At 36.1% G+C, this 23,853-nt stretch carries 20 protein-coding genes; 3 read left to right on the top strand and 17 right to left on the bottom strand.

Annotated features, from left to right (window positions below; all coding sequences use genetic code 11):
* Positions 1–20 precede the first annotated feature (20 nt).
* The gene (locus AC52CF_RS11210; RefSeq protein ID WP_496517016.1) at positions 21–431 is read left to right on the top strand and encodes a 5-fold beta-flower protein; all 411 of its coding nucleotides are present in this window, start codon (positions 21–23) and stop codon (positions 429–431) included.
* A gap of 133 nt (positions 432–564) precedes the next feature.
* On the opposite strand, the gene AC52CF_RS11205 is transcribed toward AC52CF_RS11210, so the two are convergent.
* From AC52CF_RS11205 to AC52CF_RS11135, 15 genes are all read right to left on the bottom strand, one after another.
* Positions 565–1,632, bottom strand: a complete 1,068-nt coding sequence (locus AC52CF_RS11205) for a glycosyltransferase family 4 protein (RefSeq protein ID WP_214589528.1) — start codon at positions 1,630–1,632, stop codon at positions 565–567.
* Positions 1,633–1,652: 20 nt separating this feature from the next.
* Positions 1,653–2,864 (bottom strand): DUF1972 domain-containing protein, encoded by a 1,212-nt coding sequence (locus tag AC52CF_RS11200; RefSeq protein WP_250902137.1) that lies wholly within the window; start codon positions 2,862–2,864, stop codon positions 1,653–1,655.
* Between the two features lie 127 nt (positions 2,865–2,991).
* On the bottom strand, positions 2,992–4,068 hold the full coding sequence (locus AC52CF_RS11195) for a glycosyltransferase family 4 protein (protein ID WP_214589529.1): 1,077 nt from the start codon (positions 4,066–4,068) through the stop codon (positions 2,992–2,994).
* 2 nt (positions 4,069–4,070) lie between these two features.
* Positions 4,071–5,303 (bottom strand): glycosyltransferase family 4 protein, encoded by a 1,233-nt coding sequence (locus AC52CF_RS11190; RefSeq protein ID WP_214589530.1) that lies wholly within the window; start codon positions 5,301–5,303, stop codon positions 4,071–4,073.
* The gene (locus AC52CF_RS11185) at positions 5,251–5,991 is read right to left on the bottom strand and encodes an acyltransferase (RefSeq protein ID WP_214589531.1); all 741 of its coding nucleotides are present in this window, start codon (positions 5,989–5,991) and stop codon (positions 5,251–5,253) included. Before AC52CF_RS11185 ends, AC52CF_RS11190 begins: the two co-directional genes overlap by 53 nt.
* Positions 5,988–8,297, bottom strand: a complete 2,310-nt coding sequence (locus AC52CF_RS11180; RefSeq protein WP_496517015.1) for a nucleoside/nucleotide kinase family protein — start codon at positions 8,295–8,297, stop codon at positions 5,988–5,990. The genes AC52CF_RS11185 and AC52CF_RS11180 overlap by 4 nt, the downstream gene beginning before the upstream one ends.
* 133 nt (positions 8,298–8,430) lie before the next feature.
* The gene (locus AC52CF_RS11175) at positions 8,431–9,723 is read right to left on the bottom strand and encodes an O-antigen ligase family protein (protein WP_214589533.1); all 1,293 of its coding nucleotides are present in this window, start codon (positions 9,721–9,723) and stop codon (positions 8,431–8,433) included.
* Positions 9,724–9,725: 2 nt separating this feature from the next.
* Positions 9,726–10,841 carry a glycosyltransferase family 4 protein gene (locus AC52CF_RS11170; RefSeq protein WP_290261581.1) on the bottom strand — a complete coding sequence of 372 codons (1,116 nt, stop codon included), beginning with the start codon at positions 10,839–10,841 and terminating at the stop codon, positions 9,726–9,728.
* Positions 10,832–12,058: a lipopolysaccharide biosynthesis protein gene (locus tag AC52CF_RS11165; protein ID WP_496517014.1), complete on the bottom strand. Its 1,227-nt coding sequence runs from the start codon at positions 12,056–12,058 to the stop codon at positions 10,832–10,834. Before AC52CF_RS11165 ends, AC52CF_RS11170 begins: the two co-directional genes overlap by 10 nt.
* Positions 12,055–14,202 (bottom strand): GumC family protein, encoded by a 2,148-nt coding sequence (locus AC52CF_RS11160; RefSeq protein ID WP_496517013.1) that lies wholly within the window; start codon positions 14,200–14,202, stop codon positions 12,055–12,057. Before AC52CF_RS11160 ends, AC52CF_RS11165 begins: the two co-directional genes overlap by 4 nt.
* A gap of 11 nt (positions 14,203–14,213) precedes the next feature.
* Positions 14,214–14,945 (bottom strand): polysaccharide biosynthesis/export family protein, encoded by a 732-nt coding sequence (locus AC52CF_RS11155; protein WP_214589537.1) that lies wholly within the window; start codon positions 14,943–14,945, stop codon positions 14,214–14,216.
* Positions 14,946–14,950: 5 nt separating this feature from the next.
* A complete protein-coding gene (locus AC52CF_RS11150; RefSeq protein ID WP_214589538.1) occupies positions 14,951–15,391 on the bottom strand; it encodes a response regulator in 441 nt (146 codons plus the stop codon).
* Positions 15,392–15,510: 119 nt separating this feature from the next.
* On the bottom strand, positions 15,511–17,769 hold the full coding sequence (locus tag AC52CF_RS11145) for a response regulator (RefSeq protein ID WP_290261590.1): 2,259 nt from the start codon (positions 17,767–17,769) through the stop codon (positions 15,511–15,513).
* Positions 17,770–17,771: 2 nt separating this feature from the next.
* The gene (locus AC52CF_RS11140) at positions 17,772–18,911 is read right to left on the bottom strand and encodes an FIST signal transduction protein (protein WP_214589540.1); all 1,140 of its coding nucleotides are present in this window, start codon (positions 18,909–18,911) and stop codon (positions 17,772–17,774) included.
* Complete coding sequence (locus AC52CF_RS11135) at positions 18,912–20,267, bottom strand: sigma-54-dependent transcriptional regulator (protein WP_214589541.1); 1,356 nt, start codon at positions 20,265–20,267, stop codon at positions 18,912–18,914.
* Positions 20,268–20,891: 624 nt separating this feature from the next.
* Here AC52CF_RS11135 and AC52CF_RS11130 point away from each other — a divergent pair.
* Together AC52CF_RS11130 and AC52CF_RS11125 are read left to right on the top strand one after the other, a co-directional pair.
* Positions 20,892–21,107, top strand: coding sequence for a hypothetical protein (locus AC52CF_RS11130; protein WP_214589542.1), 216 nt, complete (start codon positions 20,892–20,894; stop codon positions 21,105–21,107).
* Between the two features lie 389 nt (positions 21,108–21,496).
* Positions 21,497–22,495 (top strand): SDR family oxidoreductase, encoded by a 999-nt coding sequence (locus tag AC52CF_RS11125; RefSeq protein WP_214589543.1) that lies wholly within the window; start codon positions 21,497–21,499, stop codon positions 22,493–22,495.
* Between the two features lie 119 nt (positions 22,496–22,614).
* Here AC52CF_RS11125 and AC52CF_RS11120 read toward each other — a convergent pair whose 3' ends face one another.
* Positions 22,615–22,974: a transposase gene (locus tag AC52CF_RS11120; RefSeq protein WP_375181501.1), complete on the bottom strand. Its 360-nt coding sequence runs from the start codon at positions 22,972–22,974 to the stop codon at positions 22,615–22,617.
* 23 nt (positions 22,975–22,997) lie between these two features.
* A complete protein-coding gene (locus tag AC52CF_RS11115; RefSeq protein ID WP_496517012.1) occupies positions 22,998–23,642 on the bottom strand; it encodes an IS110 family transposase in 645 nt (214 codons plus the stop codon).
* Positions 23,643–23,853: the final 211 nt, after the last annotated feature.

Here is a 23,853-nt window from a genome sequence, read left to right as displayed (position 1 = left end):
ATTTAAAAATTTTAAAAACCATGAAAAAAACACTATTCGTTTGTGCTGTTTTGTTTAACTTACCTCTATTAAGCGCACAAACCATAGAATCGGGAAGCCGCAGTACAGCAGGATACATCAAAAGCAACGGAACCATTGAAAACAGCAGCCATTCCACAGTAGGTTATATTACAAGCAACGGAACCATCGAAAACAGCAGTCATTCTACAATCGGTTATATTAAAAGTGACGGTACCATACAGAACAAAAACAGTTCTACCGTAGGCTACGTAAAAAAGGACGGAACCGTAGAGAACAGCAGCCATTCAACCATTGGTTATATAAAAGATAACGGAACGGTAGAAAACGGTAGTCATTCCACCATCGGTTATGCAAGCGGAATTAAAAAAGAATGGGCGGCCGTTGCATTTTTCTTTTTCAAGCTGAATTAATAAATGGTTCAACAGACTTTAAATCAGTTTAAACAGACAATAAAAAAATACTCCTGACAATTACTGTCAGGAATATTATTTTTATTAAGGGCAAATAAGGGCGAAATAATAATTTTTACATCAAAATTTGGTTTTATGAATTTTCCATGTCTTTGATATTCTTTTTCCATGTGAGGAAAAGATTCAGCACTTTAATAATTTTAAAGATGAAAATAAAGACAAAGAATGAAATAAGCGTTGTATAAATAGAGTAGTTCGGGAAAAACATATACTGAACAATAAATGTCACAATATTCAGAACTACAAAAGTTAAAGTGATTCTTTTGTGAGACAGTCCCAATTCTAAAAGATGATGATGGATGTGCGATTTATCTGCCTTGAATGGCGATTTTCCCCGCGAAATTCTGTCTGCATACACTCTCACGGAATCAATAACAGGAATCGTAAATACAAATAGGATAAAGAAAATACCGTAAGGAAACTCTTCCGAACCTCTGTCGAATTTCGTAATATAAATTCCTAAGCAGATTAATAAATATCCTAAAAATAGAGATCCGGAATTTCCTAAGAAAATTTTATTTTTCAGAGAGAAATTATACCTTAAAAAAGCGGCAATACTCCCTACGAAAAGCAACCCGATTCTTGCCAGTCCGAAATGTCCTTCAATTAAAGCAATAACGAAAAACAAAGCAAAACCTACTCCCGCAACACTCCCTGCCAAACCATCAATTCCGTCAATTAAATTAAAAGCATTTACAGCCGTTGTAATGATCAGTACTGTAAGAATATACTGAAAATAAACATTCATTTCATGGATTCCGAAAAGTCCGTAAAGAGTGGTAATCCGGATTCCTGACGTTGCAATAATCACACTCACACAAATCTGTATTCCCAGTTTATAAATCGCTCTGATGTCTGTTTTATCATCCAGCGTTCCCACAAAAAGCATAATGTAAGACGTAATGATGATCGGAAGAATATCTTTCCAGCTTTTATCATCAGAAATCCATAAAAGCAAAAAAACAACAAGCCCGATCACAAGTCCTCCGATCAGCGGAATAGCAGTCTGGTGCACTTTTCTTGCATTGGGAACATCCACAAGCTTAATTTTCTGGGCAATCATTCTCATGAGCGGAATTACACACATCGAAAGTATAAATGCAAGAATTCCGTATATAGACAGTTCTACAAAGTTTTTCATAGCCTTCGTTTTTTAGCAATTTATTTAGAGTTGTTGAATAGTTTAATGTGTTTAAGATGCTCTACATTATACTTTTCCAGAATAGTTTTGTCCAGTTCGGAGATGGCAGGCATTACATTTGTTTTCTCATTGATAGTAAAGGTTTCTTCTATAAGCTGACTGTATTTTTTTGCAATTCTTTTCCAGGTGTATCTTCTTTCCGCTATTTTTTTCATCGTTCCGGCACAAATCTCAAGATCCTTTCCGGTTAGCTGTTCCAGAATATTTCTGAGCTCATTTTCATTGGAGAAATAAAAAGCCTGATTTTCGGTTGTCGTTCTGTTGTAAGAAACACCGTTGCTGATGATCGGCAGACCTAAAAACATGGCTTCCACAAGCGAAGGATTGGTTCCTCCCGCAGAATGTCCGTGAATGTAAAGCGAAGCATTTCCGCGGATAAGATCGATGGTTTCCTGTTCATAAATTGGATCGAGCAGGAGAATATTTTCAAATCCGGAGTATTGTTCTTTCAGATTTTTACCGTATTCACTGTTTTTCCAGTTTCCTACCAATACCAACTTGCGGTCCGGAAGCGTGCTGAATACTTTTAAAATTGTATGCACATGGTTTTCAGGTTCAATTCTGCATACTTTTACCGCATATTCTTCATTCAGAAAAGGATATTTTTCAAGATTTTCAGCAGATGGGAGATGATTTATTTTTGTATGATCGGCTCCGTATTCAATAACGCGGCTTATCGTTTTGTACCGTACAGAAGTATAATCCTGAATCGATTCGTTGTCGGAAATATCAATATGAGAGAATTTTACCGCCAGTTTTTCTGCCCACCACAGATATAATTTTGCAGGAACAGACCATTTATCTCTTTTCCATTCGATACCATCAATGGAAATAATAATTCTTTTATTGGTGAATAATCTTACTAAAGGTAAAAGCCATGCTCCCGCAACGCCTAAAATCAGAAGAACATCACTTCGGAATAAAGCATGAAAAATAGACCATGTATCGTAAGGAATGCTCTGGATTCCGTTTGCGTCCAGCGGAAGGTATTTCAGTTTTGCTCCTTTCCAGCTTTTAATTCTCTCTTCTTTGCTGTATTTTTTGGAAGAACAGTATACAGTAAAATCATACATATCGGAAAGCTCTTCTACAAGATGAGCAGTTAAGGTTTCGAAGCCTCCGTATTTTGCAGGCAGACCTACAGTTCCTATAATTGCCACTTTGGTTTTCATAATTGTTTTATTTTATTATGTAATGACCATTAATATTCCAAATGATAAAAAATATTTTAATTAGTTGATAATTAGATAGTTAAAATTCAAAGAAAATGTTTTGAATTTCCACAATCTGGAAAATGGATTATAAATTGGAAATAATTTCGAGAGATTTTCTCTCGAAATAGGCTTCAGAAAACAAAAGGCTTTTCTCGTAAGATGCTTCACTAAAAGATTGATAGACAGATGGGTTGTTCAATATGTAGTTTAATTTTTCAGAAAGTTCATTTGTGTTTTTAGAATCAATTAAAAAACCGTTTTTATTATCTTCAACCAGTTCTGTAACGCCTCCTATAGGCGCAACGATCGCAGGTAAGCCGTAACGCATTCCTTCCAGAATCGTAAGTCCGAATGTTTCCACCCAAAGATCGGGATGAGACAGGTTAAGAATTACGCTGGCTTCCTGATAAAAAGGATGCGTATCGGTTTGGGTAGGATAAATAATAAGCTGTTTTGGAATTTCCTTTCCTTTAAAATATTCCTGAATTTCCTTTTCCGTAGCATTTACCACAAGTTTGAATATGTAAGAAGGATTTTTTCTGGCTAATTCCAGAAATTCATCAACTCCTTTGTAAATTTTTAAAGAACAGATCATTAAAACTACTGGGATTTCTTTTTCCACATTTCGGAAACGGTCTGCTTTTTCGGCAAAATCACTTTCCAGAACATTGTACAGCAATTCCTGATTGTTAATTAAAGATTCCTGTTTCAGAAGATATTCCGAAACAAAAACAATTTTAGCGGCAGTCATTTTTGCCGTTCCGAAAAGAAAATTTTTAAATATTTTCGGCTTTACCGAAGTTTCATGGATATGATAAATAATCTTACAGCCTCTCAGCTTTCCTGCAATTGCCGCCCCGAAAGGCAGCACTGTATTGATGTAAACAACATCACTTTTTTTTAGGAAAAAGAGCAATTTAATCATCAGAAAAAACTGACTGAGAAAGAAATTAACAATTCTTACCAGTGCGTTGGACGAAAAGCGATACCAGAACAGATGATTTTTAACCTTCGGAATATCAGACAAAAACCCCTTTCTTCCGCCTGAAGTAAAAAGATGCGCATCCATCCCGTTTTTTATCCAGGATTTCAGAAGCTGCATCAGAACTTTCGGGCTTCCGCTATAATCATTCAGAAGATGAACAGATACAATTCTTTTCATGGCTAGATTTGGTTATAGATTGTATTGAGATGATCGCCTCTTTTTTCCCAGGAGAATCGGTCAAGATAATGCTTTCTGGCTTCGATGCTCATTTTTTGCTGAAGATCTTTGTCTGAAAATAATTTCGTTAAAACATTGCTTAATTCCGTTACCGTTTGATCATATTCCTGCTGTGGAACAGTAAAACCGCATTTTTCGGTAATAAATTCTCCGGGACCTTCATTTTGGAGGCAGACAACCGGAAGTCCGAAAGAAAGAGCTTCCGGAACCACCATTCCTGCTCCTTCATGAGACGGAAAGAGAAAAACCGAAGCTTTTTCATACATTTTCATCAGTTCTCTGCGGTCGATCCATTCAATGATTTCAATATAATTTTCAGCGTTATTTTGCTGAATTAAATCTTTGTAAAACTGCTTTTGTTCGCCGGTTCCCACCAAAATTAACTTGCATTTCGCTTTTTCTTCTTCCGAAAGCCGACTGATAAACTGAATGAATGAACGAATCGTAAGATCAAAACCTTTCAACGGAACAAATCTTCCTACACTGATTACGGCAAAATCTGATTTTACCGCTACTTCATCTTTTTGATAAAAATCTTCCGAAGCAACAGAAGGATAGAGCGAATACTGATTTTCTTTAAGTTTAAGCTTATCCGGAACTCCGCTGTTCATGCACCAGATGTGATTGGAATGCTTCAAGGTTTTTTTCAGGGAAGGCGAAAGTTTCCAGAAAAAGTTTTTCACCATCCATGTTAAACGGTCTTTAAGGAAGTATTTTTGGGAATAATCGTTCAGATATTGTTTAGGAATGAGAGGATGGTGTCCTACAGGACCCCAAACCAACGGCTTTTTTAATTTCCATAAAAAACTGGGTGTCCAGTCGTTATGAAAATTCACATTGTGGGCAATGTCAAAATTCACCTTCTGTTTTTTTATAAACGAAACAATTCCCCGTTGCCATAAATAATAGTACAGAAGCGCACCACGACTTCCTTTTTTCCAGAAACGCATCCAGTAAGGAAGATCAAAATAAAGGAAATTCATGTTCTGATATAACGGATCTGGATTTTCCTTCATGTATTTTTCAATATGTGTTTTATTGTTTTCTCTTGTTACGACAAAAACTTTACGAAATCTGGCGATCTGATACACAAAATTCCATCCCATCGCATCTTCCGATCCTTTATACGGATTGATAGCGTAGCAAGTTGCGAGTATCGTCTGATTGGTTTTCATGGGTTCTTGTTTTTAAAAGTTTAGCGGGAACTCCGCCGATAATGCTGTTGTCCGGAAAAGATTTGGTAATTACACTTCCTGCAGCCAGAATACATCCGTCTCCGATTTCCACACCATCCAGAATGGTGACTTTACTTCCGATCCAGCAGTTTTTCCCGATCTTTATTCCTTTTCTGTTGACACCCTGAAGCCGGATTGAAGTTTCGGGATCTTCATAGTTGTGATTTTCGGGGTGACAGCTCAGATATTGTCCTACAATGCATTCATCACCGATTTCTAGACCTCCGGAACCGCCAAGATAAGCAAATTCCCCGATCCCTACGTTGTTTCCTATTTTAATTTTTTCTCCGATATTGTTAAAAGAGGTGGAAACAATTACTCTGCTGAAAGCTCCGATCGATACATTGTCTCCAAATTCAATTCCGTGTTTTGCAAGGGCAGAAACGTAGACATCATTTCCCAGACGCAGAAATTTTCCCCATTTTATTTTAGAAACATTAAAGAAACTTACTCTTCTGCCTAGAAGCATTCCTTTGGGATTTCTGAAAGAGAGAAGCATCCTGAAACCTCTGATGATGCTCCAGAGCTGGATCCAGATAAACTGCAGAACCGCTCCGGAGTTCAAATCATCATCTATAGTAAAGTAGGGACTTCTTAGTTTTATAATTTTTACGACAAGCTTTTTCATCTCTGTGCAATTATTGTGTTCATGATCGTTCCTAATGTCACATCAAGATCATTGTTTTCGATTGCTAAATACTTCACTCTCTGGTTCTTTCTTTCCAGTTTAGAGAAAAGGGAACTGTATTCTGAAGTAAGGTCACAAATCGAATGATACGAAAGTTCTTTTTTTCTACTAAGTATTTTTTCAGGCGCAGCATACAGGAAGAAGTTGAATTCCGGCTTCATCAGGAAATGATATCCTGTCTCCGTTACGGATTTCGGAAGCTGAATGTTGCTTCTTCTTGCATCGGCAATAAAATCGAAATAATACCTGTCGTATAAAACTATTTTTCCCCGCAAAACATATTTTGTGTAAATAACAAATTGTCCTAAAATATAATCTGTATAATAATATCCGAACCTTAATAAGGAAGAAAGGGAGTTTTTGTTGTTTCCCTGTCTGGGTAAAGAATTTACCGCGTCCTCATGTGCTTTTTCCTTTCCTTTGGTCCATACACTCAGGATGGGAAGCAGGGAAGGTCTGTGTCTCAGTACTTTTACAGGTCTTCTGTAACGTTTTTCAATCAGTTCGGAAACCTCCGAGATCACTGTGGATTTTCCTGCTCCGTCCACACCGCTGAATGTGATGATGAAGCCTTTTTCCGCAAAGGAATCTCTTAAATAATGAAATGTATTTTTAAAATAACTGTATCCTTTATTGTAATTCTTCATTTTCAGTGTTTTAATCGTGAGTTCTCTGTCGGTTATTTTGTTTGATTTTAAATGTTCTGAAACAAACTTCTCGTACGTTTCAGGAATTTCTGCTTCGTTGAGGCTGTAAAAAAGATCAATAAATCGGGCAGTGTCTTTTTCTGAAACTTTATAAACGCCATATCTGTTTTTCCTTCTGTTTTCCATAATTTTAGAAATATCCATAATCTGCATATGCTTCCATTTTACCTGATGGATAAGATCCAGATTAAGAATCTCATTTTGAAGGGTAACAATTCTTACCGTCTGCATGAAAGATTTCTTCACTGTTGAAACTTTCTTTGCAAGGCTGTGGCCGGATAAATAGCTGACTAATTTCTGCGCGTTTTCAGAAGAAATAATCAGATCAATATCAGAATTCAGCTTCAGTTTTTCAGGTTCTTCACTGTGGAATTTCAAAGCCGCATAATCTGTGTGATAAAGCGCATCGAAAGTATCTAAGATGACCAGTTCCCTTTCGGTAGAATAGTTTTTTAGAATGATATTTAAAGCTTCATTCCATGTTTTTAACAGCCAGTGAATCTGAAGATGCCATTCTTCCTGTGCAGCATAAATGGTAAGATAAGACAGCGTATTGGTCAGAAGATAGTACTTCAGATAGTTCTGAAGTTCTGCTTCGCTGAACCGGAAGGTTATTTTATTTTTTTCTTCAATCTCTGCATAAATTTCTTTCCAGCTTTTTTTCTGAATTAAAATTCCGTTCTGGATAATAAAATGAAAGAAATCAAACGCTTTTGGCTTTTCTGTAGAAGACAGCTCCCAGTCATAAACAGCAAGTTTTCCATTTTTTATATAACAGTTCCACGAGGTAAAATCTCCATGAGAAAATGCAACTTTAATGTTTTCTTCTTCATTGGTATGTCTTAAGATCGCTTTTATCTTTCGGATGATATTTTTCGGAATTCTTTCATCTTCAATTGTTAAAAACTGTTCTTTTACACTTTGAAAATACTTCCATTCCGATATTTTTACGTTTCTTTCATGGTGTGCTGCAATCTTTTTTACGGCTTCCGCATGAATTCCGGTAAAAGCGTTTTCACGAATTCCTTTGTTTGAAACATCCGATAACCGAAGAATATTTTCACTGATCATTGAAGCTTCAGGAACCTGTAATATATTGCCCGAAATAATTTTTCTCACGTTTTTGTTTTCCGTAGCAATGAGCTTCTTTGCTGTTTCTGTTTCTGCAATTTTATAAAAATATCCTCCGCTGTATAGAAGCGCTTTGTTGTTCGGGCCTACTGTTCCCGTAAAAATTGCCCAGTCGTTTTCGATATCAAAAACCGGCTGACCATTTTTTACATAATAGAGCGTTTCTTTCTTAAAAACAATTCTCTGCAGATGTAGTGCAAAAACAGTTTTCACCAACAGTTCAAAAAGTTTTGCCTTCGGAGTAGCCGCATTATAAAATTTTAGAAATAACGGCTTTGCGGAATCTGAGTTCCAGAACCATCTTACTGTTCCGTCAGGATTTTTTATATAAGAAAAAGAAATCTTTTTACTGTTCTTTTCCTCTTTTGTAAATAGTTTGTACCCTGTATTTCTAAATAATGTTTTCATGATGATTATTTATATACCAAAATAGTATAAAAATATCTGCCATAAATTCAAATTACTTATAATCAGTTAGTTATGTTATTTTTAATCTGATTTTTATTCCAGAATCTGGAAAATGGAACTGTCCTGTGGAATTTTAATCAGCAAATAGATCCGGTCTTTTCTTCTTCAGGATAATTTTCTGCCATCTTGTAAGATGATTATTGTTGCGGAATGCAATAGAAAATATAATGATCTGATAGAACATGATCCCATAATTACTTTCTCCAAAAATCCCGAATTCTGTAAAGGAATTAATAACGATAGGAATAAGAATCCCGATGAGCATCAGTTTCTGTTCTTTCTGTTCAGACAAGATCGATTTTACAGTAAAAAATACCTGAAAAAGTACAATGGTAAACCCGATAAATCCAAGATTCATCAGAACCTGCATAAAAGTGTTGTGCGTCATTTTTCCCGGATAGGTATGTGCGCTCTGGAAAAACTCTTTGTAATCGATCCTCATAAAGCCAAAGCCCAAAAGCGGTTCTCTTGGTAAACCTTCTGTAATTAAAGCCTGCCAGAAAGGAAGCCTTCCGGTAAGACTCATGATTTCTTCCAGCCTTTCCTGATCTCCGCCTTTCAGAATAACGGTGTATACCGCAAAAGGTGCAACCATCGCAACAAGCGCAATAATGGCAAACTTCAGGGTTTTCTGTTTGGTCTGGTTGATGTGGAAAAATACGATCAGCAAAACGCCGATCAGGGAAGATCGCGATCCGGTCATAAATAAGGCATACAGAATCACCATAATTTTTATAATGGTCCAGACTTTCTTTTTAAAACGGTAAAGATCAAAAATAAGACATGCAGAACCTACTCCTGCAAGCATTCCAAGCTCATTGGGATTCATCATTGTTCCTCCAAGCCTTGCTTCTTCGCCACCGTCGGTTAACCGGAAAAATATATCCGGAGCAACCCACATTCCGATCACGAAAATAAGCTGAAGAACGAAAACGGTGTTTCCCAGAAGATGATATAATCTGATGTTGTGTCCTTCAAAATAAACGTCTAAAACCTTCAGACTTTTTACGAAAAAATAAGCAAAAACAAAGCTCTGAAAGGTCATAAACCATTGTAACGCACTGAATCCCGGATTGGTACTCCACGAAAATGAAATGAATCCCAAGATTAAATAGCAGATGTATAAAATCGGCGAAAATATGTTTTTGTATTCCAGAGAATTGATGCTTCCGTATCGGATGATTTTAAAGTAAATGAGAATAGAAGAAATCATAACGCCCATTCTTCCGACTACTTTGATGGCTCGTGTAATGTTTACATTTTCGCTCCATGTAAAAAAACATCCCACCATAAGCAGAAGAATGATGAAGAGCTGGTTGTTCAGCTTTTTAAGAAATTGCTGATGATGAAGAGGTAGCGTTTCCATTTTCAGCAGTTGTAGAGTTTGGTATTCATTTCATGAAGAATTCTATTCCAGTCGAAAGCTTCTTCTACCATTTGTATTGCATTTGCGCAAATCTTTTCATAGTTCTGCTGGTCTTTCCAAATTTTGGAAATATCGAAAAATGCTTTGGTAAGGAGTGTTGTCTTAGGTGAAGGGATATTGATTCCCGCATTGTATTGTTCAACAAGATAGCCGATATTGGTGTTTTTTGTTACAATACAGGGTTTGCCGAAATTTGCAGCTTCGATTACGGAAACCGGCAATCCTTCGTTTCTGGAAGGATGCACAAAAATGTCCATCTTTTTCAAGAGATCATTTTTTTCTTCTCCAAATTTACTTCCGAAAAGAATTGTTTTATCTTCAATTCCCAGTGCTTTTATTTTTTGATGAAGTTCATCTTTTTCATCGCTGTCGCCCACAATCCACAATTCAGAAAAGGGATCCGCTTTAGAAAATTCAGCAAAACTCTCCACAAGCAGATCCAGACCTTTTGTGTAAATATCCAGCCTTCCGATAAAACCGAAAATTAAAGTTTCTTTGTACGGATTAGAACAGACTTCATCCTTTATCCTTTCAAATCCATAGGGAATCAAAGTACCTTTTCGGGTTGTATAAATCGACTGTAAACCCTCCATCTCGCTTTCGCCAATGCAGTGAATTTTTGAAGCATTTTTGATGACGCTTTTTTCAAAAAACTCGAAGTAAAGCTTTTTGGTAATCATACTTTTCTGCATTGCGACAGCATTGTACGCTCCGTGGGGCGTAATAATATAATTGAATTTGTGTTTCCGCAAAAATCTGCTTAAGGACGAAAATACAGGAATCCATCCGCCATGAAGGTGAAAGACTGTAGATTCGCTGCTGTTAATTATTTCTTTCTGAAGATCTTCCGGAATGGAAAAAGGATTTTTTTTCCGTTTAAAAATCTTCGTTTTAAAGTTTCTTTCGGGGTAATTAACCTCTGTATTTTCGGAGATTCCCCAAACTTCTACATCCTGTTTATTTTCAGCCTGTTTTGTCGCGATATTATAAACGACTTTATTTACGCCGTTCATCTTTTCAGGATTTGCTTTTCCTAATATCAAATGTACTATGCCCATACTGAAATCTGTTTTCTGTTAAGTAAAATTTTCCAGTACACGATCATTAAAATCTGGTTAATCACAAGTCCCGCAACTGCGCCGTAAAGTGCTCCGTATTTCAGTAAAAAATGAAAACTGAGTAATGAAAACACAAACGAAATGCAGTATCCTGTAAAAAAAGCTTTATTCTGCTCCAGAACTCTTATGGAAAGCCGGGTAGGGTAGCTGTACAAAATCACGACATATAGTACCGAAACCAGTTTAATTACAAAACCATACTGTTTGTATTGTTCTCCGCCCAATAGCGTAATGAGAGGTTCTGAAAAGATGAAGAAACTGATGATTAAAATTCCTAAAGCCAGCATTCCTTTCGACATACTGAAAAGCAGGGATTTTTTTTCTTCTTTTTTGTCCTGATAATGAAGCTTCGCAGTTTTCGGGAGGTAATAATTTTCAACAGTCTGAAGAATAACATTAATAACCCCGAAAAACGACTGAACCAGCCTCAAAGCTCCCAAAGCATTAACTCCTAAATAGATTCCCGCAGCCAGAGTGAAGAAATTACCCGAAAACCACTGAACTATAGAAGCGCTTAAAAGCCATTTTCCTTCTGTAAAATGATAATGAAACAGGGAAGCGTTACTGAAGCTGAAGTCTGCATTTTTCAGACCATACCAAACTCCGGGAATGGAAGCAATGACATTAACAATTCCTATAATCAGAAGGCTTTTTCCTAAATCGAGACTGTTTTCAAACCATATTAAAGGAAAAACAAGGAGAAAAATACTGTCGATAAAAAGTACAAGTTGTATGCGGTCTATCGTAAGTAAAACTTTTCTCATAAAGTCCTGAAAAACATACGCTGCTGCAAAAACAATGATTGCCACTGTATTCTCTTTAATAAATGACAGTGCCGAAACCGGTATAAATTTAACAGCAGAAATAAGAGCAGCAAAAATAAGAATTAAAGGTACTGCTGCCTGAAAAACGAAGCCCAGAGACTTTTTACTGTATTCTTTTGCTGCCAGAATCTGGAAAGGCTGTACCACAATGGCGTTGCAGATGCCTACCAAAAGATACGTCACCAAAAGCACAGACGAAAACAGACCAAAATCTGAAATATTCAGTTTTCGGGCAAGTAAAAACGTCAGAAGAAAATTTGTTCCGCTGAAAATCAGCTGGTCTGCGAAAACCAGAGATGTGGGTCTGCGAAATATTTCTGTAAGCTTTTTCACGATCTTTTTCTGTTTATAAAACGTTTAATAGAGGTCATTAAACTCGGGTTGTAACCTTCTTTATTCAGAACAAACCACAGATTGGTCAGTTTGTATTCATCCTTCAGAAGTTCTACGTTCATAATTGTTTTTTCGGCTGTTCTTCGACTGTCTAAGACAAAAAGATTCTGATCTGCCATTTTCAGGAATAATAAAGGAAGTTTTCCTTGTTTTATCGACTGGTTATTGATGATGCAGATTTCGTTTCCTGTCATTCTTTCACGGATCAGATTCTCAATGTCCGTGGAAGTTAATCTTAAATTTTTTTCTTCTGAAAAGTCGATATAATCGATGTTTTCAATATTTTCTAAATTTCCCGCTACATCAATTACCAGTACTTTTCTGGATTGCGCCTGCAAAGCTTTTATGATGTTTTTTGAATGAAACAAATGCTGTTTCGATTTATCATAAGAAGTGATACAGATGAGATTTTTATCTTTAATAATTTCTTTCAGTTCCATTTCCAGCACGTTCTCGAGAAAGTGATGCATTATGTTTTCCCTGTTTTTAATAAAAGGGGTTGTAAATGCAACAGGAATGGTGCTGTTTTTTTCGATGGTATACACATCATTTACTTTGGCTTTTGCAAAATGTACAGCGTAGATCAGCGCAATAGACCCGATCATACTCATAATGGCTGCAACAATGATGATGATGGAGCGCATCGGTGAAACCGGCTGTTTAGGAAGCTCTCCTTTTGTAATAATTTTATGAAAAGAAATTTTTGCCGCTTTTGCAATTTCTGCATCTATTCTTTTTTCGTTCAGGAAATTATAATTCTTTTCGTAAAGATTAAACTCACGGTTCATGATGTTCAGCAGTTTTTCCTTTTCAGGCAGACCTATAAAAGCCTGCTCTGCAATCTGGATGTCGCGGTCGATATCGTTATACTTAATCTGTAAATTTCTCTGTGTATTTCTTATGCTTTCTGTTTGATAATCAGTAAGATCTTTAATTTTAGCATCAATTACTTTTACCTTTTCATGTTCGGGCGTATAAGTAAGCAGGAGTTCCTTCTTTTCAGCCTGAAGCAGCTTCATATTTTTAATCATTTCCGTAGAAAGAAGGTCGTTGAATGCTTCAAAATTTGGGGCAAGTTCAAGATAATTGTCTTTTCCTTCAGAAATATAGCTGTTGAGATTTTTAATCGCATCCAGATTCATTTTCAGGTTGCTCTTCTGGATTTTAAGCTGAGAGATTTTTCTGAGATCGGTTTCTGTTTCCTGCGGTATATTAATGATATTTTTTCTGTCTCTGTAGTTTTCGATGCGGTTTTCTGCATCGCTAAGTTTGTTGTTTGCCTGCCCGATTTCTCCCTTAAGAAAATCTACGGTTGTATTGGCAGCGCGGTATTTATTTTCAATATAATCTTCAATATATGTTTCTGCAAGTGTATTCACGAGAAGACTGGCTTTTTCCGGAACGTTGCTTTTATAATTGATTCTGATGACGGGAACGTCTTTATCCACCGAAACAATATCAAGATTCTTGTTTATCTTGTCCAAAAGTTTTTCTCTGCTCAGGAATTCAACTTCATAATGATCGATGATTTTAGCAGAAGGTTTAGACTTAAGTAAGCTGTCGTTTTTAGTAACGAGAATTTTCCCTCCTTTAATATCTGTGGGCGTTCCGAAAGTTCCCTTTATTTCTTTTGTGGAGTCTGAAGCAGCTATCGTAAAATTCTGGGTTGATGTTACGTGGATGCTGAATTTTTTATCGTAATTTTTTTCATCTGTTAAAAATCCTTCAACTTTTATCGGAGAATCGTTAAAGAGTTCTACGGAGCGTACTTTTCCTTTTCTGTAAATTTCAGTGGAAAAGGGTAGTTTTTCAAGTGTTTTTTCAATTAAAGATGTAGATTTAAGAACTTCAATTTCTGTACTTATCTTATTTGGGGTAGCAAAAACGTCGAAATCTTTAAAGAGATTTGCACTTGGTACACCTTCCTGTGTATCTGCAAGTTTCAGTTTTGCAGTACTTTCGTACATGGGTGTTACGTAGTTAAGGTACTTTTTTGCTGCCAAAACCGCAATAATCATTGCGAGAACGACGATAGGAAATCCTCGTAACAGCGGTTTCAGAAATCTTACATTCTCGTTGTTCATGGTAATAAGTTTTATAATAATCCTATGAGGATGGCTGCTGCGGAAGTAACGGTTGCGAAAGGAATAATGGTTGAAATTCTTTTATCGAAATCTTTACTTTTCTTGGAAGGAACAATGATGTAGTCTCCCGGATGAAGAAGGATATTCTGGTTGGGAACGTCTTTCATTTTGGTAAGATCAATATTGGTTACACGAACATTTTCCCCTTCCTGCCGCAAAATTTTAATTGATTTTAAATTGGCATACATTTCAAATCCTCCCGCTTTGGAAACCAGCTCCAGTAAAGTATTCTGGTCTTTATCTACCTGAATTACAGCAGGGTTTCTCACTTCACCCATCACCGCAATTTCTTTATTCAGAACTTTTACATCCACAATAGGATTTACCAGCCATTTTTTAAGTTTTGTTTTTATTTCTTCCTTCAGCTCCGGAACCGATTTTCCTACAACTGGAGTTGTTCCCAATTTTGGAATTTCTATATTTCCGTTGATGTCTACCAGAAGCCATTTTCCGTATACTTCATTAGAATTGTAAATTCCGTACACGGAGCCCACACTTAAATCATCTTCACCCCAAACGGAAAGCGTAATTTTATCGTCCTTACGGATTCTGTATTCGTAATTCGGATCATAGCTGAAATCCTGCATATTTCGGGTAGCCTGCTCTTCTTCAAGTACATTGTACGTTTTACAGGATACCAGAAGCATCAGGAAAAAGAATGATAGTGTGAGTTTTTTTAACATAAGATTTAAAATAAAACTGTAAAGAATTTTCTAAAACCTTTCCGTTGGTTCTGAGACATTTCTTCTTTAATTTTTAATATTTTCTCTATTGTATCCGTCATTTTATCGCATACATCCGCATCTTTTACGATGTAATCGAATGCTCCGTACTTCAGGGCGTTTACTGCGGTGTCTATATTTTCCTGCGCAGAAACCATGATCACGTAAATGTTCGGATCATATCTTTTTATCTTTTTTAAAACCTCAAAACCGTTAAGATCTTCCATGTTGTGATCCAGAAAAATAATATCGGGTTTCTGGTAAAGCTCGTCCAGACATTCTTCTCCGCTGCTGAATGAGGTAATATCTTCGTAATGGTTATTCTTTAAATACTGCTCATAAACTGTAGCACAAAATCTGTCATCATCTACAATAAAAAATTTCAATTTTTTGTTATTTGTTTCCATCTCTTTTATTTGATAATGATAACGCGATTACCATGCCTTTATTTAAGTTGTTGATAATCAGTGCTTGTTTGATTGTTTAAATTCCAAAATAAAGACATTTTCCATATTTTGGAATAAAACTATGTTATTTCCTTTTCCAGTTGTTCTATAGCGGTGGAAAGTGTGTTTTTCACTTCTAAGAACATGGTGTAAAGCTCTGTAAAATCTGTCTGTTGGTCTTTAGATTTTACCTCAAGTTCTTTTACGGTTTCTTTGATGGAGTAGATGCCGACTCCTTCAATACTTGGTTTTATTCTGTGAATAAGACGTGATATTTCTGCATAATTTTTTTCTTCGAATGCCTGTTCTACCAAAGGAATCGTCTGCTGCGTCTGAGTAATGAATATGGAAAGCATTTTTTGAATGAAATCTTCATTTCCCCGGCTTAAAGCCTGAATATTTTTAAGGTCATAAAGTGCTTTTTCTGCTCCTGAATCATTGGTTTCCGGGGCATTTTGCATTTTAATATTTTTATAAATTACTTTCAGAAGCTCATCCTCATCAAAGGGTTTGGTGATGTAGCTGTTCATTCCGGCAGCAATACAATTGTCTATTTCTGTTTTAAAGGCATTTGCTGTAAGGGCAATAATGGGTGTGGTAAGCCTGAAATCTTTACGGATGATTTTTGTGGCTTCAATACCATCGAGCTCAGGCATCTGAATGTCCATTAAAATAATATCAAACTGTTTTTTCGAAAGAATATCTATGGCTCTTCTGCCATTATCTGCTTTTGTAACTTCACATCCGAAGTGCGTAAGAGAATTTTCGGCAACAAGCTGATTAAGTTCGTTGTCTTCCACCAGCAAAACACGGGTTCCTTCGATGGAAACATGTTCTTTTACTTCAATGTTTTTCAATGTTGTTTTTTCTTTACTTTTATCCATATCCAGAAAAATACTGATCTCAGTTCCTACATTTTTTTTACTTTTAATTTTAATTTCTCCTTTCATCAGGTAGATAAGTTCCCGGGTAATTGCCATTCCGAGACCGGTTCCTCCGTATTTTCTGGAAATGGAGCTGTCTTCCTGATTAAATTTCTTAAAGATCTGCTTTACATATTCTTCGCTCATTCCTATTCCGGTATCAATAATACAGATCTGAAGAGATTGATGGTTGGGGAAATCTTTTATGACATTGCATTCTACCCGTATTTCTCCTACGTTTGTAAATTTTAGGGAATTTCCGATAATATTGTACAAAATCTGTTTTATTTTCAGGGCATCGGCTTTGAATTCTGAAAAAAGATCATCAGAAAATTTAGCTTTAAGCATTATTTTTTTCTGTCTTGCTTTGGGCTGAAGAATACTGATGATATTACTAATGCATTCTTTCAGCGAAAAAACAGTATTATCCAGAGACATTTCGCCGGATTCTATTTTGGAGATATCCAGAATGTTGTTAATGATGGATAAAAGATGCTGCGCGGCGTTGAAGCTGTTTTCTACAAACTGATTCTGGGTTGTTGTAAGATCAAGCCTTTTAAGTTCCCGGAGAAAACCGATGATGGCATTAAGCGGAGTTCTGATTTCATGGCTCATGTTGGCTAAAAATACCTCTTTCGCCTTGGAAGCTTCAATTGCTTTAGATTTTTCCTGCTTTAGATCTTCTTCCAGCTTTTTCTGGTCTGTAATATCAAGGTGGATACCTATGGAGCCTAACAGATTTCCGTGATCGTCATAATTGGGAGCACCGCTGATTGCCCACCATCTCAGTTCGCCTCTTTTATTTTTTATAGGAAGCTGATAAACGCTGGAAATTCCTTTCTCTCTAAGGTCAATCTGTTCCTGTATAAATTCCAGATTGGCTTCCCCCTGTACAAAAAGCTGCGAAGGATTTTTACCGATAATTTCGTCCAGCTCAAAACCTGAAACGTTGCAGAAACTCTGGTTCGCATAGCGTACAATCTCATCATTATCCACTTCAATAAGTCCGAGATTCATATTCGCAATAATGTTGCGGTATTTTTCTTCCTGACGTTTGATGTTATCCTGCGCTCTTTTTCGCTCTTTAAGCTGTTCTGCCAGATATAAGGAAAGTTCTTTAAGGTCTTTATTTTTTTTCGTATCAAAAGAATAATCCAGTAAGCTTAATGATTCATAAAGGCTCGAAATGGATTCCTGCTTGAGTTCATTTTCTTTCTTCAGATCATTAAACAATTCTTTATATTCTTTTTCGCTTTGCCTGAATGCATGATCGGTAAGTTCTTTATCGCGCTCAAAAGATTTATAAGAATCGTTGATTGCATTAATAAAGTTCTTAAATTTCGGGTCGCTGTGGCAATCTTCGGGCAGATGTCTTTTAATCTGTCTTCTGAGTAAATTGTGCAAATCGATTTCCATAGCTATCGTATTTCATTTACAGTGGTAATGGTAATTGTCTGATTGTGAAGTGCACAGTCTCCGAAAGGCTTCACCGGGGAAATTTCTCCATAAGAATAAAAGCCGTTAAGAAAGGTATTTTCACCCAAAACATCTCTCACAATCTCTACTTCTTCAGCAACTCGCTCTCCGAGAACCATTTTTCTTCCAACGCAGCTTACAATAATCCCCAGTTTAGGATCCGGATTCATCTGAAGACATGCATTGGCAGCATCATTCGCTGCATCAATGAGGCGGTCCAGATTGGCTTTCATAAATCTTACATGGCTTCCTTCCGGCAGATCTCCTGCGAAAATCATCATGTTATTCTTTTCATTGATGGAAAGTATGGTTCTTACCACAGGAGCCGAATCTTCGTCAATTTTTAAAGATAGTGGAAAGAGCAGGGCAGAACTTGGAAGTTCTTCTGCATATTTTCCCAGATAGCTTTTATAGAGGTCAAGAGCATTTTTATTATCGATCTCAACAAGGATATTGTTTTGGGATTTGGTAACAGTTCTTTCCAGCCCGAAGCTTTCCCAGCCGCCAAATGATGCGTGAGAAAGTTTCAGCGTATGGCCATAAAAACCGATGGCAACGATTTTATTGCTCACCGGAGCTTCATTAAGACCTACAACGGTTTTTTCGAAACGGTCGCTGTCACCCGCCAATCCTCCGGATATTAATACGCCTTCCGGCCGTCCTTCATTAAGGCCTTTCACCAGCTGGCTTCCGTTCACTTTGCTTCCGTCCGACAAAACAAAAACCCATCTGAGGTTTTCATGAGGCAGATTTCCGATTAGTGCCTTTCCGGCTTCATAACTGTTTTGGAAATCATTAATATCAATCTGTTGGGTTTTTATCTGTGCAGAGAAAAATTCAATGGCGGTAACTGTTACAGTTTCATCAAATACTTCATTGCAGAAAATTTCTCCCGAAGAAGAACATAAGGCAATTTCCGCGTTTGGGAACTTTGTTTTTATGATATCAAAAAAATCTGGGTTTTCAAGGATGTTTCGGCAGCCGTATCCCAGTATCAATTGAACTTTATGATCGTCCAGTTCATCATCGTTTCTTTCAGATATCCAGTTTCCGCCTGCAAAAAGTAGTTTAGCAACTTTCATTTATTCTTTAGTTTTTTTTAGATCTACACTGTTGATGAGGTTATAAACAGTGGATTTTCCTATGTCTAATATTTTGGCCGTCTTAATAACATCATTATTATTTTCTTTCAGAAAATGAAGAATAATATCTGTAGTGTACTGTTTCAGCGTCTTTTGCTCAGAAAGAAAAACTTCGGATTCTTTTTCCAGGCTGTAAAAACTGATATCGTCCGCGGTTATTTCATTACCTTCTGCCATTACACAGGCAAGATCCACTACAGATTTCAGTTCTCTTATATTCCCCGGAAAACTGTATTTCATGAGTTTTTTTCTGGCATCCGAAGACAGGCTCAGTGGTTTTATTTTGTTTTCTTTGGCAAAAAGATCAATAAAATGTTTTGCAAGAATTAAAGTGTCCTGATCTCTTTCCCGAAGTGGCGGTAATTCTATCGGAAGACCAATAACACGATAATAAAGATCTTCTCTGAAGTTCCCTTTTTTTACTTCATTTGCAAGGTTTTTATGAGTGGCAATAATGAGTCTTACATCTAATTTTATTTTTTGAGTTCCGCCAACTCTTGTAATTTCTCTTTCCTGTAAAGCGCGGAGAAGCTTGCTCTGAAGATTGAGATCCAGTTCTGCAATTTCGTCCAGAAAAATAGTTCCGCCGTTTGCCTGTTCAAATTTTCCGACCGATTTATCTGTAGCGCCTGTAAATGCGCCTTTTTCATGTCCGAAAAATTCACTTTCTACCAGATCTTTTGGGATTGCTGCCATATTTACCGCAACAAAAGGTTTGTTTTTTCGGGAGGAATGGTAATGAATTGCCCTTGCTACTACTTCTTTACCGGTTCCCGTTTCTCCGGTTACAGAGACATTGATGTTGGATTTCAGAGCCTTATTAATTTTTGAAAAAATATTTTTAATAGATTCGCTTTGTCCGATGATCGTTTTCTCGAAACTGTATTTTTTTTCAAGTTCATCTTTCAGTTCTTCAACCTCCTGTTTTAGAGAGATATTTTCTCTAAGACGGATGATGGAGTTCCACAAAAGTTCTTTTGTATGTTCATTTTTTACAATATAATCTTTTGCTCCCTGTTTTAGAAAATCTATAGCAACGGAAATATTTTCCTGACCGCTGATTACGATGATCGGCAGGCTTGGATATATGCCTTTAATCTGCTTAAAAAGATCATCTCCCTGTATGTCCGGCAGTCCAAAATCAATACAAATGATATCAGGATTCCGGTAAAGTTCAGAAAGACATTCTCTGCCCGAACTATAAAGAAAAACTTCATAATCAGGATTAAGCTCAAGATGATATTTTAGCATTTCTCCGAAGAATGGATCATCATCCACAAGGAAAATTCTGACCATTATGATATTTATTAAAAATTCTGATTAAAAGTAAAATTTTTTATTTACATAATGAAATATTTTAATCAATATCTGAACTATAATCCTTTGTTAATGGGTTTTGTATTGATTTTTGTCTAGTTAAGCCAGAAATTTTATTTGATGAATAAATTTACATATAAATATTTACACGTTTATAATATTCAATGTTTTTAAAAGTTTAATATCGTAAAGTGTTGATTTTCAAATTGTTGTTTCTTTTTTTTGTAAAGTAATAATAACATTTTCGGGGTGGAAATTCAGATTGTTAGAATACTTTACATTTTCAGTTCGAAGTAATTGAAATAGTGTTGAAATCAATAATAAAAGATAAAGTTCTTCCCAGAGAGATCTGCAATATTTAAAATGACAAAAAATACAACTGCAGCAACTTTGGATATAGACAAAACTCTTTTGATGAGCTGATCGGAGAAATTCTACTAAAAAGCTTCCGGTAAAATGTTGTAGTAATACGTATTAAATATTGTGAATATAATCGCTGTTTTTAGGGTATTTTCATTTAAATTTTAAAAATTTAACTTTATTAAAGAAAATTGGCAAAGAAATTGTGTATATCTATTTGAAACTCTTAAAAAAAACAAAGCTATGATTTCTTACTACGATTTTAAAAATTTGCCAAATCAGGCACAGTGCAGTTTCGTGATGAATGAAGGACGTGTCATGAGCGAAAGAACAGTAAATTCTGTAAAATACGTACTTTATGAAGTCTCTTATTTTACGGTCGAAGTTATTTGCAATACAGTTAATAATAAAACGGAAGTCATTAATGTTTTTCAGAACAAAGGAGCTTACGCAATATAAACATACTTAAAGCGACATATAATTTATTAAAACAGATCTTTTTAAGGTCTGTTTTTTGTTTTAAAACTGGTTGATGAAAAATAAAAAATCCTCAGAGAGAATCTGAGGATAAAAACTAATAACCATGAAAACTCAAATTAAACATGAGTATTAGAGAATATTAAAATATTGTGCCAAGAAAATAGAGCGGCTACATTATTTAAGATTAATTAAGAATATTAACGAAAATTTATATTATTAAATATTAGTTTAAAACAAGATTGACTTTAAAGTGGAAATTGGAATTCCAGTTAAAATTATTCACAAGATTTAAATTTAACTTGAAAATTATGCTCGTTATGGCATAATAATAGGTTGATTATGGATAATTAACCAAAAACCATCACAAAATGAATTCTAATAATGAACAAAAAAATCTCAGAGGAAAAACCGTAGTAATTACCGGAGGAAGCAGTGGGGTAGGAAGAGCGGCTGCGGAAGCATTTGCTTTGGAAGGCTGCAATATTGTAGTTGCGGCAAGAGGTAAGGAAGCTCTGGACGAAACAGTTGCTCTGTGCAGGGATTTAGGCGTTTCGGCGATGGCTGTTCCAACGGATGTTTCTATTGCGGGCGATGTTCAGAATTTAGCCAATAAAGCATTGCAGTTCAACGGCAGAATAGATATTTGGGTAAACAATGCAGGGGTAATGTCGAGCGGAAAATTCGAAGAAATCCCAATGGATATCAACGAACAGGTGATTAAGACTAATCTTTTTGGCTATATGCATGGTGCGTACAGTGCTTTGCCTGTCTTTAAAAAGCAGGAAGAAGGAATTTTAATTAATAATGTTTCTATCGGCGGTTTTATGCCTGCTCCGTACAGTGCGGTTTATTCGTCCACAAAATTTGGCATTCGTGGACTGATGGAATGTCTTCACGGCGAAATTTCAGATTTTCCGCAGATCCATATCTGTAATATTTATCCGCAGATCCAGCGTTCAACGGGAAATATGCATTCTGCAAAATATTCAGGGCTGGATTTTAAAATTCCTCCTTTTGCAGCAGATCCGAGAGATACGGCTGCTAAAATGGTAGAATTAGCTAAAAATCCTAAAAAAGATTTGTTTCCGGATTTTACGTCTATGGTCCTTAAAAATGTGTACGGATTATTTCCAAAGCATGTAATTAACAGTGCTTCAGCAGTTATGAGGCTTATGATGAAGGTGAAAAATGCTCCTTCAGATTCTGGTAATATTTTAGAACCATCTTCGGAACCTCACCGGATTTACGGAGAAACAATGCTTCCGGTTCCTTCCAGAAAGACAAAAATAGCACTTTTAGCGGGATTGGGATTAGGGCTGGCTTATATGTTTGTGAAAATAAAATCCGGCTCTTCTGATAATGCTTAATAAATGCAATGCTAAGTCTGTTTAAACTTTTATTTAACCGCAAAAGGTACTGTGTTAATATGCAAATTATTTTTTAAATTTGTTAAACTATTTTTTGGGAAAGCTATTGTTTATCCCGTTCAGACAGGCGAAACCCTGTCTGTATTTTTATTTTCTTCATAATTGATATTGAATTCTTCCTCTTTTTTCCAGAGAACGTAGATTAAACACAATAACTTTCTCGCTACGGCTGTTACCGCTATCTTTTTTGCAGGTTTCCGTTCCGATAAATTTCTGTAAAAAGATTTCATCGAGGGATTAAATCTACTGGCACACAATGCCGGCATATAGAGCGCATACCGAATAAAGCTATTTCCTTTTTTCGAAATTCTTGTTTTTCCCTCTCTGCTGCCAGACTGGTTCTGCTGTATATCAAGACCCGCATAGCTGGTAAGCTGTTTGCAATTGGAGATTAAGGCAAATGCATTTGTTTCAGCCACAACGCAAACAACTGTTATAAAACTCACTCCCGGGATCGTGCATACCCGCTGTATTTTATCATAAAAGAGCGGTCTGTCATCACCAAAGTTCTTATTTTTGCCTCTATCTCCAGTGCCTGAGTTTCGAGCAATACAATCTGTCTTTTTAATCTTTGTTCTGTACTTTCAGGGCATTGATAACTGTAAAACCTTGCATGAAGCTGGTTTTTGACCTGATTTATTTTATATTTTATCTCACGATACTCTCTGCTTAAGAACTTAAGCTCCCGCATGATTCCGGATGGTTTTTGCCAAAATCTAAGTATTCTTTCCAAGCCCAGCCTACATAAAACTTCAGCATCTACCTTATCCGTTTTCGTCTTTATGTTCAAACTTTTGACATAGTGTTTTACCATATTGGGCAATAAAACCGATGCTTTACAGTCGTTTTCTGTGAGATAATAAATCAGATTTTCATAATAAACTCCTGTAGCTTCCATTACATACATCAAATTTTCTGTAACCTGAAGATCTGAAACCCAATGCAGCAGTGCCTTAAAACCGGTTTCATTATTCGAAAACCTTTTGTTATTTTGCAGCTTATGATTCTGGTCAGAATCTATACATCCGATACAGCAATCAAGATGATCCTTGGATATGTCAATACCAACACACTGTTTTTTCATCATATTATTTTTTATAAAGCCACAGTTCCCGATCATCTTTTCTCGTAATTATCCGGGATATTTATTCATTCCCTAAGTACTGTTCAGATTTTGAAGAAACTTAGAGACAGAGAATCTTTCTTTTCACGGTATATTAAAATCAAATCAACTACCTGTCACAAAATATTTCTTCTGTCCCTTAGCTTTTTGGTTATCCTATATAAACGTAAAGTTT

This window comes from Chryseobacterium sp. 2P (genome assembly GCF_059579425.1).
The sequence above is the reverse complement of the archived record's forward strand: the minus strand, read 5'-3'. Positions and strand labels throughout refer to the sequence as shown.

What these genes read in the sequence shown, in the direction of transcription:
- AC52CF_RS11210 (WP_496517016.1), top strand. Translation starts at nt 21, where the DNA reads ATGAAAAAAACACTATTCGTTTGTGCTGTTTTGTTTAACTTACCTCTA.
- AC52CF_RS11205 (WP_214589528.1), bottom strand. Translation starts at nt 1,632, where the DNA reads ATGAAAAACTTTGTAGAACTGTCTATATACGGAATTCTTGCATTTATA.
- AC52CF_RS11200 (WP_250902137.1), bottom strand. Translation starts at nt 2,864, where the DNA reads ATGAAAACCAAAGTGGCAATTATAGGAACTGTAGGTCTGCCTGCAAAA.
- AC52CF_RS11195 (WP_214589529.1), bottom strand. Translation starts at nt 4,068, where the DNA reads ATGAAAAGAATTGTATCTGTTCATCTTCTGAATGATTATAGCGGAAGC.
- AC52CF_RS11190 (WP_214589530.1), bottom strand. Translation starts at nt 5,303, where the DNA reads ATGAAAACCAATCAGACGATACTCGCAACTTGCTACGCTATCAATCCG.
- AC52CF_RS11185 (WP_214589531.1), bottom strand. Translation starts at nt 5,991, where the DNA reads ATGAAAAAGCTTGTCGTAAAAATTATAAAACTAAGAAGTCCCTACTTT.
- AC52CF_RS11180 (WP_496517015.1), bottom strand. Translation starts at nt 8,297, where the DNA reads ATGAAAACATTATTTAGAAATACAGGGTACAAACTATTTACAAAAGAG.
- AC52CF_RS11175 (WP_214589533.1), bottom strand. Translation starts at nt 9,723, where the DNA reads ATGGAAACGCTACCTCTTCATCATCAGCAATTTCTTAAAAAGCTGAAC.
- AC52CF_RS11170 (WP_290261581.1), bottom strand. Translation starts at nt 10,841, where the DNA reads ATGGGCATAGTACATTTGATATTAGGAAAAGCAAATCCTGAAAAGATG.
- AC52CF_RS11160 (WP_496517013.1), bottom strand. Translation starts at nt 14,202, where the DNA reads ATGAACAACGAGAATGTAAGATTTCTGAAACCGCTGTTACGAGGATTT.
- AC52CF_RS11155 (WP_214589537.1), bottom strand. Translation starts at nt 14,945, where the DNA reads ATGTTAAAAAAACTCACACTATCATTCTTTTTCCTGATGCTTCTGGTA.
- AC52CF_RS11150 (WP_214589538.1), bottom strand. Translation starts at nt 15,391, where the DNA reads ATGGAAACAAATAACAAAAAATTGAAATTTTTTATTGTAGATGATGAC.
- AC52CF_RS11145 (WP_290261590.1), bottom strand. Translation starts at nt 17,769, where the DNA reads ATGGAAATCGATTTGCACAATTTACTCAGAAGACAGATTAAAAGACAT.
- AC52CF_RS11140 (WP_214589540.1), bottom strand. Translation starts at nt 18,911, where the DNA reads ATGAAAGTTGCTAAACTACTTTTTGCAGGCGGAAACTGGATATCTGAA.
- AC52CF_RS11135 (WP_214589541.1), bottom strand. Translation starts at nt 20,267, where the DNA reads ATGGTCAGAATTTTCCTTGTGGATGATGATCCATTCTTCGGAGAAATG.
- AC52CF_RS11130 (WP_214589542.1), top strand. Translation starts at nt 20,892, where the DNA reads ATGATTTCTTACTACGATTTTAAAAATTTGCCAAATCAGGCACAGTGC.
- AC52CF_RS11125 (WP_214589543.1), top strand. Translation starts at nt 21,497, where the DNA reads ATGAATTCTAATAATGAACAAAAAAATCTCAGAGGAAAAACCGTAGTA.
- AC52CF_RS11115 (WP_496517012.1), bottom strand. Translation starts at nt 23,642, where the DNA reads ATGATGAAAAAACAGTGTGTTGGTATTGACATATCCAAGGATCATCTT.